The sequence below is a fragment of the Helicobacter pylori genome (assembly GCF_011175115.1).
GTDB classification, from domain to species: Bacteria; Campylobacterota; Campylobacteria; order Campylobacterales; family Helicobacteraceae; genus Helicobacter; species Helicobacter pylori_DF.
In genome coordinates, this window is record NZ_SHOW01000003.1 from 156,548 (window position 1) to 167,752 (window position 11,205).

An 11,205-nucleotide genomic window follows, 5' to 3' on the forward strand; every position below is an offset into this window, starting at 1 on the left:
TTTAAAAATTGAAAGATAAAAATTGAAATAAAGGAATAATCGTTATGACTGATAACAACCAAAACAATGAAAACAACGAAAGCAGCAGTGAAAATCCAAGAGCCAATCACGAGACGCGAGCCGGGGCGTTTGAGCGATTCACCAACCGCAAAAAGCGTTTCAGAGAAAACGTGCAAAAAAACACAGAGTCTTCAAACCATGAAGCGTCTTCGCACCATAAAAAAGAGCATCGCCCCAACAAAAAACCAAACAACCACCACAAACCTAAACATGCCCCTCAAAAAACACGAAATTACGCCAAAGAAGAATTGGATAACAACAAAGTAGAGGGCGTTACGGAAATTTTGCATGTGAATGAGAGAGGGACTTTAGGCTTTCATAAGGAACTCAAAAGGGGCGTTGAAGCGAATAACAAGATCCAAGTGGAGCATTTAAACCCGCATTATAAGATGAATCTAAACTCTAAAGCGAGCGTTAAGATCACGCCTTTAGGGGGCTTGGGCGAGATTGGGGGGAACATGATGGTCATTGAAACCCCAAAAAGTGCGATCGTGATTGATGCGGGCATGAGTTTCCCTAAAGAAGGGCTTTTTGGCGTGGATATTTTAATCCCGGATTTTTCCTACTTGCACCAAATCAAGGACAAAATCGCTGGCATTATCATCACCCATGCCCATGAAGATCACATAGGGGCCACGCCTTATTTGTTTAAAGAGTTACAATTCCCCCTTTATGGCACGCCTTTGAGTTTGGGGCTGATTGGGAGCAAGTTTGACGAACATGGTTTGAAAAAATACCGCTCGTATTTTAAAATCGTAGAAAAGCGCTGCCCCATTAGCGTGGGCGAATTTATCATTGAATGGATCCACATCACGCATTCTATCATTGACAGCAGCGCTTTAGCGATCCAAACTAAAGCCGGAACCATCATTCACACCGGCGATTTTAAAATCGATCACACCCCGGTGGATAATCTGCCCACGGATTTGTATCGTTTGGCGCACTATGGCGAAAAGGGCGTGATGCTTCTTTTAAGCGATTCCACCAACTCCCATAAATCCGGGACCACGCCGAGTGAAAGCACCATAGCGCCGGCTTTTGACACGCTTTTTAAAGAAGCGCAAGGGAGGGTGATTATGAGCACTTTCTCTAGCAATATCCACCGGGTCTATCAAGCCATACAATACGGCATTAAATACAACCGCAAGATCGCTGTGATCGGGCGCTCTATGGAAAAAAACCTAGACATCGCCAGAGAATTAGGCTATATCCATTTGCCTTATCAATCTTTTATTGAGGCCAATGAAGTCGCTAAATACCCGGACAATGAAGTCTTAATCGTAACGACCGGCTCACAAGGCGAAACCATGAGCGCGCTTTATCGCATGGCGACTGATGAGCACCGCCACATTTCTATCAAACCCAACGATTTAGTCATCATCTCCGCTAAAGCCATTCCTGGCAATGAAGCGAGCGTTTCAGCGGTATTGAATTTTTTGATCAAAAAAGAAGCTAAAGTGGCTTATCAAGAATTTGACAATATCCATGTGAGCGGGCATGCCGCCCAAGAAGAGCAAAAGCTCATGTTAAGACTCATTAAGCCTAAGTTTTTCTTACCCGTGCATGGGGAGTATAACCATGTTGCGCGCCACAAGCAAACCGCTATTGCTTGTGGGGTGCCTGAAAAAAATATCTATTTAATGGAAGATGGCGATCAGGTGGAAGTTGGCCCTGCGTTCATTAAAAAAGTCGGCACGATTAAAAGCGGTAAAAGCTATGTGGATAACCAAAGCAATTTGAGTATTGACACTAGCATCGTGCAGCAAAGAGAAGAAGTCGCTAGCGCCGGGGTGTTTGCGGCTACGATTTTTGTGAATAAAAACAAGCAAGCGCTTTTAGAAAGCTCTCAATTTTCCAGTTTAGGGCTTGTGGGCTTTAAAGATGAAAAGCATTTGATTAAAGAAATTCAAGGGGGCTTAGAGGTGTTATTGAAATCCAGCAACGCTGAAATTTTGAATAACCCTAAAAAATTAGAAGATCACACTCGTAATTTCATCAGAAAAGCGCTCTTTAAAAAGTTTAGAAAATACCCGGCTATTATTTGTCATGCCCATGCTTTTTGATTGTAACGCTACTGCTATACAAGTCTTAAAAGATGAAGCGAGCGCGCTTTTAGAAAGCGTTAAACAATTCCAAGAACCTAACGATTTAGAAGCGGTTGTCAAGCTCATTTTAAAAAGCCAAGAAAAAGGGGGCAAGCTTGTGATAGTGGGCGTGGGTAAGAGCGCTTTAGTGGCGCAAAAAATCGCTGCTTCCATGCTAAGCACCGGTAACAAGAGCGCGTTTTTACACCCCACAGAAGCCATGCATGGGGATTTGGGCATGGTGGAAAAAAACGATGTGATCTTAATGATTAGCTATGGGGGCGAGTCTTTAGAATTATTGAATCTAGTGAGCCATTTAAAACGCTTGAGCCATAAAATCATCACTTTCACTAAAAGCCCTAATAGTTCGCTCTCTAAACTCGGCGATTATTATTTGAGCTTGAAAATTAAAAAAGAAGCTTGCCCGATCAACACCGCTCCAACGACTTCTACCACCCTAACTCTAGCGTTAGGCGATGTTTTAATGGCATGCTTGATGCGAGCGAAAAATTTTAGCCAAGAAGATTTTGCTTCCTTTCATCCGGGTGGGCTTTTAGGCAAAAAGCTTTTTGTCAAGGTTAAAGACTTATTGCAAACCACGAACCTCCCCCTAATTCTTCCTAACACAAGTTTTAAAGACGCGCTCATAGAAATGAGTGAAAAACGCCTAGGCAGCGCGATTTTAGTCAATGAGGCTAACGAGCTTGTGGGGGTGTTGAGCGATGGCGATGTCCGTAGGGCGCTATTAAAAGGGCTTAGTTTGGAGAGCGAAGTGAAGCATTTTGCCACTTTAAAGCCTAAAAGCTTTAAGAATTTAGACGCTCTTCTTTTAGAAGCGTTAGAATTTTTAGAGCGCCATAAGATCCAGCTTTTAGTGTGCGTAGATGATCATAATAAGGTTTTAGGGGTCTTGCACTTGCACCAACTTTTAGAATTAGGGCTTAAAGCATGAAAGCGAGCATTTATGATTTCACTCTAAAGGAATTGAGTCAGCTTTTAAAACCGAGTTTTAGGGCTAAACAGCTTTATTTGTGGCTCTATGCGAAGTATAAAACAAGCTTTAAAGACATGCAAAATAATTTTTCAAAAGATTTTATCGCTTATTTGGAGCGAGAATTTACTTTGCGCACGATAGAAATTGCGCATGTGAGAAAGAGCGTTGATGGCTCTAAAAAATACCTTTTTAAATCTTTAAGAGACAACCACACTTTTGAAGCGGTGTTGTTGAAAATGAAAGACAAAAAGATTGATGAAGAGACGAACGCTATTTTAGAGGGAGAAAAATACACCGTATGCGTGTCTTGTCAAATAGGCTGTCAAGTGGGTTGCGCGTTTTGTTTCACTCAAAAAGGCGGTTTTGTAAGGAATTTAAAAGCGAGCGAGATTATCCAGCAAGCCCTACTCATTAAAGAAGACAATAACCTCCCCATTGAAAAAGCGCTCAACATTGTTTTTATGGGAATGGGCGAGCCTTTGAACAATTTAGATGAGGTGTGTAAAGCGATTGAGATTTTCAATACCGGCATGCAAATTTCGCCTAAAAGAATCACGATTTCCACGAGTGGCGTGGCTGATAAAATCCCCATTTTAGCGGGCAAAAATTTAGGCGTGCAATTAGCCATATCCTTACACGCCGTAGATGACAAAACGCGCTCATCTTTAATGCCCTTGAATAAAAAATACAACATTGAATGCGTTTTGAATGAAGTGAGGAAATGGCCTTTAGAACAGCGCAAAAGAGTGATGTTTGAATACCTTTTGATTAAAGATCTAAACGATAACTTGGATTGCGCTAAAAAACTTTTAAAACTTTTAAACGGCATTAAATCCAAAGTGAATTTGATTTTATTCAACCCGCATGAAGGCTCTAAGTTTGAACGCCCTAGCTTAGAGAGCGCTAGAATGTTTGCGGATTTTTTAAACTCCAAAGGTTTATTATGCACCATTAGAGAGTCTAAAGCCTTGGATATTGAAGCGGCTTGCGGGCAATTGAGAGAGAAAAAGCTCCAGCAGAAAATTTAAAAAACCACTCCCTTAAAAACCCGTATTCATAGACTTTAGGCCATTTGCCATGCGTGTTTGGTGCCATTCAAAGGGTGTTTTTAAGGGGGTTTGTTGTAGGATTTCATCACGCCCCATAGTTACGATATGGGGCAAACCAACATTGTAAGGAGCATGCCATGAAACACAAAAGTGGCAAACGCTCTTGGAGATCATTATACTTTGAGTTTGCTTTTTTGGGGCTTAAAGTGATCGTTTCTGTGAAACGCTGATTTTTCTAAGAGCGTTCCCCTGAGTTTAAAGGCTTAGGGGTTTCCTTTAAAAAGCGGGTTTGCCCTTGACTTTTGGGGCGTTGGTCATTTTGTTGTAAAACTTATTTTTTTAAGGGGATAGAGATAATTCTCCCCCCTATAAAACTAAATCCCCCTCATAGAGTGCTTTTAAAAAATACCGCTTGCTCTAGCTTTTTGATTATTTGTCTTAAAAATCACTCCCTTAAAAACCCGTATTCATAGACTTTAGGCTGTATTTCTTCGGCAAGATCTTTTAGGGCGTCTTGCAAGTTAGCGTAAAGCTGTTTGTAATATTTATCTTTGGCTTTGGTGGGTAAATTTAATTTGCCTTGCTTGTTACGGCCTTGAAAAAATTCTTTGATGTCATAAAGGCTTGCGTTAGCGTTATAGGGTGTGTGGGTGAAATCTTGGGTGTGGTAATAACGATAGATCTCTCTGCCAGCGTCAAACACCTTTGAAGCGCTCGGGCTGAATTTTAGGGGCTTGTTTTCTTTTTTGGCGTTTAAAAAGAGGCTATCGCTCTCTTTAGGTTCTTTGATTTCGCCTTTTAAAAAGTCTAATAAAGCGTGGCTCAAATACCTTTCTTTAGAATTGACCTCATCTTCGTTAAAGGGGATAAAGTGGTTAGTCCCTTGAGTGGCAGTGATGCGGTTTTGGGTGTGAAAAAGCATGAAAATCAAACAATTGTTTTTAAACTCGCTGTCGTCTTGGAACGCATCGTCATAGGGGGCGTAAAATTGATCCCTATCGTTTTGCCATGTGTGTTTGATGCAATGGCGGATGGAGAAAAATACGCTTCCAAATAAAATATTACTGCTAGTAATAGCGAAATACACACTATGGCGTTTAGAAGAATTTTTATTATTGATGATAGCGACAGAAGGTGAACCTTGAAAGTCTGGAGTAGGAGTATCTATGTATCCTAAAATTTCCATGTTTTCAATTTTCTCTTTTTGTTTCAACCACATATGAATATTTTTGACATTTTCATTAATAATATTTTTATACCCCAAAAATCCGCCCAATGAGTCAAACACTTCTAAATTGAATGCGTTGGTTGGTTTTAAGGGGGGGGGGGGTAGCGGTATCCCAGACTAAAAAGCCAATGGGGAATTGCCCTGTCACGTTATCAAAGCTATCCGCAGGCACCATAAACCCCTCTAAAAATTTAGCTTTAAAGATTTCTCTGAATTTTTTAAAATTGCTAGAGTTGAGGTATTTGAGCGTTGAAAAACTCGCCATGATGCAGCCATCCAATTCCTTATAAATGCGCATGAAAAATTGAGCGAAAAGTTCGTTAGCCCCAGACCCTAAAAAATTTTTATAGGTTTCATGAGTCTTATTGTTTCTTGCAACCTTGGCTTTGTGTTCGCCTGTGCCGCTCATTTTAGCTTTGTTGCCCGCTTCTGCATAAGGCGGATTGATGTAAATGATGAGTTTTTTTCGTTTCTCTTGGTCTTTTAAGATTTCTTGCAAGCTTTTTGGCAGCTTATCGCTGAAAAAATCATCGTTTAAAAAGTCAAATTGAAAGACATGATTTTCCAGTAGTTTTAAGTGGTTTTTTGCAGCCAGATCTTTAACGATTGCCACATCGTTGCTGTCTAAAGTGGATAGATACAAATTAGCCTTATTCAATAAACCCTGAAGCAAATTCCCAGTCCCCCCAGCACAATCCCAAATGATATAATCCTCTTGATAATCTTGTCCCAAAGCTTTAGCTAAATATTCTTGACTCTTTTCCACCCAGATTTTAGGGGTAAAAAACGCTCCTTTCCTTTCCCTCACATCGCTTGGCACTAACAAATCGCGCCGCTCTAAAATAAACGCTTGAAACTCTAATTTAGGAGGCCTTTCATAAATCCTCCAAAATTCTTTGTGGGCTTGTTGGCCGTCTGTGAAACCAATTTCCATAAAATCTATTTTACCTAACTCATTCACACCCCTTTTCAATTTATAATAACTGGAGTTTAAAATCGTTTGCAATTTCTCAATAATGGTTTTATCGCCATCGCTAAGCAAATCCGCTAAATAATAGTCTGCGTCTAAAATGCCTTTGGTTTTAGCCACTTCCCAATCTATATCAATGGTAGGTTTGACAGCTTCAAGCCACTTTTGATAGATCGTAAAGAAATTGTTTTTATCAATCTGAATTTTGTTGAGTAAATGGCTAGAGTTTAAATTGTTTTCAATAAATTCTTTGCATTCCTGGCTTTGGGTTTTAAAGTCAAAAACGAATTTATGGGATTTGCTCATGGCTTTAAACGCATCTAAAGCGTGTTTAAAACTCTCTGTGTTGTGGTTGCTTGGGGTGATAGAAAAATCTATATCGCTTTTATAAAAAAATCTTGTGATTGCATCATCAAAGGCGATAAATTCCATTCTAAAAGCGTTAAAAGCGCACAAATAAGGCGGTGTGTGGTGGGTATAAAGCCTGTGCTTGCCTATGGTTAAAAGAAGTTGCGTGAAAGCTTTGTCCAAATCGTCAAAATCGCCCCTTTTAGCTTCGCCCCATAAAATGGGTAAGGTAGCGTTAAAGTGCTTATAGCTTAGCATGAAATCTATTTTATCCCCACTATAAAGGAATTTTTTATCCTTAAAGAACTCGGCTTTGATCTGGCTTTTTAAGGGTTCTTCATTGAGATTGCTAAAATCTAAAAGCATTCAAAATACCACCGTTTTGTTTTCATGCACAAATACCCGATCTTCTAAAACCAGTTTTAACGCCCTAGCCAAAACCAGTTTTTCTATATCCTTACCCGCTAGGCGCATTTTTTCCACGCTGTAATTGTGGTTAATGGGCAGAGTGTCTTGTAAAATAATTGGCCCAGCATCAAGGCTTTCATTCACAAAATGCGCCGTGGCCCCGATGACTTTCACGCCCCTTTCAAACGCTTGCTGGTAAGGGTTAGCCCCAATGAATGCGGGCAAGAAACTATGATGGATATTTAAAATCTGATTTTCATAACGCTTCGTAAAATCATGGCTTAAAATGCGCATGTATTTGGCTAAAACGAGCAGATCCGCGCTCACTTTGTGTTTTAATTCTAGGTCTTTAATGATCGCTAAAACTTCTTTTTCATGCAAAATTTGATCAACGCAAGGCGCGTAAAAATAAGGGATGTCAAATTTTTCCACTAAAGGGCGTAAAATCTCGTAATTAGAAATAACGCCTAAAATTTGAGCGTTCAATTCCCCCCCATACACCCTTAAAAGCAAATCCCCTAAGCAATGGCTCTCTTTAGTAGCGAGTAAAATGATGTTTTTTTTATGCGTTAAAATGACTTCAATCAATAGCTCGTTAAAGTTTTCTAAGGCTTTAAAAAGAGCGGTTTTTAAGGATCGCTCTTCTTGCTCTTTAATTTCAGTATTCAAGGGCTTCATTTCTTTTTGGATTTTTAGCCGCATGAAAAAGCGCTGTTTTAAGGGATCAACAAATTCATCGTTTTTAACGATGTTATAGCCCTTGTTAGCGATAGTGGTGCTAATCGCGCTCACCAAACCTTTAGAGTCTCTAGCTTGAATTTTTAAAATAAATTCTAACATCTTTATCTCATTAATAATTGATAGCCAAAGGCTTGCGTGATGATGTTTGTGGCTGATTGCGTGGCTTTTTCAATGAAGCGCTCCATAGGGCTTTTTTCTAGCCAATAGGCTTTTTTAACCTTACTCAATTCCATTAAGCGGTTTTGGGCTTGCTTGATCGTGCTGATTTTATCAATGAGTTTTAATTTTAGAGCGTTTTGAGCGCTAAAGACCTTCCCTTCAGCAAAATCCTTATAATCCTTAGCGTTTAATTTCCTGGCTTTAGCGACATCATCCACAAACATTTGGTATTGCTCATTGACTAAATTTTGCAAAAAATCTTTTTCGTTGGGTTTCCATGCTCTGGTGAAAGTGCCTATTTCTTTGTATTCGCCCGCATGCACGCCTTGAGTGGCTACGCCGACTTTATTGAGCAAATTTTCCACATTCGCGCCTGAAAAAATCACCCCAATCGATCCGATCAAACTCGCTTTAGAGGCATAAACTTCGCTCGCTTGCATGCCCGCATAATAGCTCCCGCTCGCCATAACCCCCCTAGCATACGCTAAAACGGGCATTTTTTGCTTCAAATCAGCGATTTTTTCGCTCAATTCCACGCTCGCTGACACAGCCCCACCAGGAGAGTCAATCAACAATAAAACGCCCTTAATGCTAGGGGTTTTTAGGATTTTATCCACTTCTTTGTCAAAATCCTCGGTGCTAAAAATCGCCCCATTTAAATAGAGTTTAGCGAGATTGGGCGGTTCGCTTGGCGTGCTTTCTTTAGCGCTAAAAAAGACTAACACAATCAATAACAGCACAAACGACTTGAAATACTTCGTGATGAAATCTAAAGGCATAATGATTAAAGCCTTAAAGATTTTTTGAATGAAACTCCACATGCAGCTTTTCCTAAACTTAATATTTGACCATAAGAGTGTATTATACTTCAAATGTTTTAAGGATTAAATCATGGCGTGTAAATTTTGCCCTAAGATCAGAAAAACAGATTGGATTTTTATTTTAATCGCCGCTTTGGGTTTTTATTTGGTCAATAAACTGGGGTATGTGCCCCAATTCACCCCTACTTCAAAATCTTCACGCCCTCTTCCACACCCTATTGAAAAGCCTAGCGATATGACCGAAGAAGAAAGGAAAAAGCGTTTTATAGAGTTGCAAAAAGCATGCTTACTCCATAAAGACAAGAAAGCATGCGAAGAGGTTTTTTAGATTGTTTTTGTTGGTTTTGCGCTTTTAGGGTCATGCTACTTGTAAATTTATACGCTCTTTTTGTTTGCAAAAAGGCTTTTTTTAGCGGTGGTTTTTAGTTATTCCAACACCCCCCAACACCCCAAAATTCAAGCACTCTTAAGCTAAGTCTAAGTCTACTATAATCAAAGGATTTTAAAGGGAACTTAAAATCGTATTTATAATTTATAAATGTTTAGAATGAATGAAAACATTAAAGAAATCATAAAAGCTTTTAAGGTTGATTTAGATAGTAGTAAAAATCAAATTATGTTAAAACCCATTGCACGCTCTTTTAACAACCAAGCCCATCAAATTAATGAAGCGGCTGAAAAGATTCACGAACTCATTAAAAACGCCCCATATTCTAACGACAACATCGTTTTAAAACGCAATGAAATCAAAGAAGCCTTTTTTAGCCCGTTCAAACCGCAGTTAAAAAACGCTCAAGTGTTCCTTTCGCATTCGCATGCGGACAAAAATAAGGCTTTAGAGGTTAAAGACTATTTGGAAAGCCAAACAAAACGCAAAGTGTTTATCGATTCGCTTTTTTGGGATTATAAAGACGATGTCTTAAACGAATTAGCAAAATACGATTGTATAAGTAGGATTGAAGACGCTTTCACGCTCATTCTCAGAGAGTCTTTAGAAGACATGATTGAAAAATGCCCTTATTTCGTGTTTTTACAGAGTAAGAATAGCGTTTCCAATCAAGGGCTATCGCACATCACTTATTCCGCATGGATTTATGAAGAATTAAAGATCGCTAACACTTTTATAACTGGCACTACTCTAAAAGAATCGCACATTAAAGCCATGTGCGTTTCTTACGATGTCACAAACTTATTAAGGAGGTTTAAACCTATCTCTCTTGATAGTTTGTGCAAGAAAATCGCTCCTAATCTTATAACAAAGGATACAAAATGAAAACTTATCAAAAATTACTAAGTGCAAGCTGTTTGGCGTTGTATTTAGTGGGCTGTGGGAATGGTGGTAGCAGTGAATCGCCGATTGAGATGATTGCAAATAGCGAGGGTGCGTTTCAAATCGACTCCAAAGCAGATAGCGTTACTATTCAAGGCGTGAAGCTTAATCGGGGTAATTGTGCTGTCAGTTTTTCTCAAGTATATGCTCGATCAATTTCTGTGCAAGACTTTAAAAATGAAGCAAGTGCGTACGAGTATATAAAAGATAAGAAAAGGTTAGCAGACATGCAGAATAAAATTTCTCAATTAGAACAAAAGGGTTTGATGATGGAACATCAAACCCTTAAATTTGGGGAAAAAATAGAGGGCATTTCTCAAGGGTGCGATATTATAGAGGCAGAAATACAGACCGATAAAGGCTCCTGGACTTTTAACTTCAACAGATAATCAGGCAAATATGGACAATCATAACCCCACAGACAGAGCAAAAATCCTTATAGAAGAGCTTAAAATATTACAAGGCGTTATCAACAGAATGGCACAAAATTCTTTGGAGTGCAAGAAATGGACACTCGCGCTCGCTGTGGGTGTCTTATCCCTCAAAATAGAGGCGATCTCTCATCTTTATGGGTTATGCGTTTTAGGGGTGTTGTTAGCATGTTTTTATCTTTTAGACGCTTATTATCTCACGCAAGAAAGGTTGTTTAGGGAGCAATACCAATGGCTGATAAAAAACAGACTCAAAACCGATGAAAGGCTGTTTGAAGTCTTTCCTGCTCATCAAACTTGCCGGTGCGTGCAATTCTTATGCTCCATGTTTTCGTTTAGCCTTTTCCCTTATTGGGTGTTAGGTCTTTGCTTGGTGGTCTATGGTTTTGTTTTGAATTCTGTTTCAATGAAGTGTTGGCTATAAAAGAGCCTGACTTCAATCAAACGATAACTTTTGAAGCGTTTTAAGATTTAGGGTATCGCAAAATAACCACTCCCTTATATGCATTTCACAAAAAATAAAACTTAACACGCAAGAAATCAAAAACAAGCAAATCAAAAATAAGCAAGAATTGCAATCAT

The 11,205-nt window shown here is 39.3% G+C and carries 11 protein-coding genes; 7 read left to right on the forward strand and 4 right to left on the reverse strand.

What is annotated here, in order from left to right; genetic code table 11:
• The first annotated feature begins 44 nt into the window (after positions 1-44).
• From EXS92_RS04965 to rlmN, 3 genes are read left to right on the forward strand one after another with little or no spacing between them, the layout of a single operon-like run.
• Positions 45-2,123 carry a ribonuclease J gene (locus tag EXS92_RS04965; RefSeq protein WP_165515747.1) on the forward strand — a complete coding sequence of 693 codons (2,079 nt, stop codon included), beginning with the start codon at positions 45-47 and terminating at the stop codon, positions 2,121-2,123.
• Entirely contained in the window at positions 2,107-3,096 is a 990-nt protein-coding gene (locus EXS92_RS04970; RefSeq protein ID WP_165515748.1) for a KpsF/GutQ family sugar-phosphate isomerase, read from the forward strand. Before EXS92_RS04965 ends, EXS92_RS04970 begins: the two co-directional genes overlap by 17 nt.
• Positions 3,093-4,166: a dual-specificity RNA methyltransferase RlmN gene (gene rlmN, locus EXS92_RS04975; protein ID WP_041050022.1), complete on the forward strand. Its 1,074-nt coding sequence runs from the start codon at positions 3,093-3,095 to the stop codon at positions 4,164-4,166. The genes EXS92_RS04970 and rlmN overlap by 4 nt, the downstream gene beginning before the upstream one ends.
• Before the next feature lie 466 nt (positions 4,167-4,632).
• Here rlmN and EXS92_RS08150 read toward each other — a convergent pair whose 3' ends face one another.
• Genes EXS92_RS08150 through sppA form a run of 4 tightly spaced genes read right to left on the reverse strand, consistent with a single transcriptional unit; the run spans position 4,633 to position 8,862 of the window.
• On the reverse strand, positions 4,633-5,463 hold the full coding sequence (locus EXS92_RS08150; protein ID WP_341848049.1) for a nucleoside 5-triphosphatase RdgB (dHAPTP, dITP,XTP-specific): 831 nt from the start codon (positions 5,461-5,463) through the stop codon (positions 4,633-4,635).
• A 4-nt stretch (positions 5,464-5,467) separates the two neighbouring features.
• Positions 5,468-7,099: a hypothetical protein gene (locus EXS92_RS04980; protein WP_341848050.1), complete on the reverse strand. Its 1,632-nt coding sequence runs from the start codon at positions 7,097-7,099 to the stop codon at positions 5,468-5,470.
• On the reverse strand, positions 7,100-7,981 hold the full coding sequence (gene purU / locus EXS92_RS04985; RefSeq protein WP_165515749.1) for a formyltetrahydrofolate deformylase: 882 nt from the start codon (positions 7,979-7,981) through the stop codon (positions 7,100-7,102).
• A gap of 2 nt (positions 7,982-7,983) precedes the next feature.
• Positions 7,984-8,862 (reverse strand): signal peptide peptidase SppA, encoded by an 879-nt coding sequence (sppA, locus tag EXS92_RS04990; RefSeq protein ID WP_165515750.1) that lies wholly within the window; start codon positions 8,860-8,862, stop codon positions 7,984-7,986.
• A 70-nt stretch (positions 8,863-8,932) separates the two neighbouring features.
• Between sppA and EXS92_RS04995 the strand changes: the two genes are divergently transcribed.
• The 4 genes from EXS92_RS04995 (at position 8,933) to EXS92_RS05010 (ending at position 11,047) form a co-directional block, all read left to right on the forward strand.
• Positions 8,933-9,190: a hypothetical protein gene (locus tag EXS92_RS04995; RefSeq protein ID WP_165515751.1), complete on the forward strand. Its 258-nt coding sequence runs from the start codon at positions 8,933-8,935 to the stop codon at positions 9,188-9,190.
• 219 nt (positions 9,191-9,409) lie between these two features.
• Entirely contained in the window at positions 9,410-10,135 is a 726-nt protein-coding gene (locus tag EXS92_RS05000) for a toll/interleukin-1 receptor domain-containing protein (RefSeq protein ID WP_165515752.1), read from the forward strand.
• Complete coding sequence (locus EXS92_RS05005; RefSeq protein WP_000861010.1) at positions 10,132-10,581, forward strand: hypothetical protein; 450 nt, start codon at positions 10,132-10,134, stop codon at positions 10,579-10,581. Before EXS92_RS05000 ends, EXS92_RS05005 begins: the two co-directional genes overlap by 4 nt.
• A 10-nt stretch (positions 10,582-10,591) precedes the next feature.
• Complete coding sequence (locus tag EXS92_RS05010; RefSeq protein WP_000368674.1) at positions 10,592-11,047, forward strand: hypothetical protein; 456 nt, start codon at positions 10,592-10,594, stop codon at positions 11,045-11,047.
• Positions 11,048-11,205: the final 158 nt, after the last annotated feature.

What these genes read in the sequence shown, in the direction of transcription:
- EXS92_RS05010 (WP_000368674.1), top strand. Translation starts at nt 10,592, where the DNA reads ATGGACAATCATAACCCCACAGACAGAGCAAAAATCCTTATAGAAGAG.
- EXS92_RS04980 (WP_341848050.1), bottom strand. Translation starts at nt 7,099, where the DNA reads ATGCTTTTAGATTTTAGCAATCTCAATGAAGAACCCTTAAAAAGCCAG.
- EXS92_RS04970 (WP_165515748.1), top strand. Translation starts at nt 2,107, where the DNA reads ATGCCCATGCTTTTTGATTGTAACGCTACTGCTATACAAGTCTTAAAA.
- EXS92_RS05000 (WP_165515752.1), top strand. Translation starts at nt 9,410, where the DNA reads ATGAATGAAAACATTAAAGAAATCATAAAAGCTTTTAAGGTTGATTTA.
- EXS92_RS04995 (WP_165515751.1), top strand. Translation starts at nt 8,933, where the DNA reads ATGGCGTGTAAATTTTGCCCTAAGATCAGAAAAACAGATTGGATTTTT.
- EXS92_RS05005 (WP_000861010.1), top strand. Translation starts at nt 10,132, where the DNA reads ATGAAAACTTATCAAAAATTACTAAGTGCAAGCTGTTTGGCGTTGTAT.
- rlmN (WP_041050022.1), top strand. Translation starts at nt 3,093, where the DNA reads ATGAAAGCGAGCATTTATGATTTCACTCTAAAGGAATTGAGTCAGCTT.
- sppA (WP_165515750.1), bottom strand. Translation starts at nt 8,862, where the DNA reads ATGTGGAGTTTCATTCAAAAAATCTTTAAGGCTTTAATCATTATGCCT.
- purU (WP_165515749.1), bottom strand. Translation starts at nt 7,981, where the DNA reads ATGTTAGAATTTATTTTAAAAATTCAAGCTAGAGACTCTAAAGGTTTG.
- EXS92_RS04965 (WP_165515747.1), top strand. Translation starts at nt 45, where the DNA reads ATGACTGATAACAACCAAAACAATGAAAACAACGAAAGCAGCAGTGAA.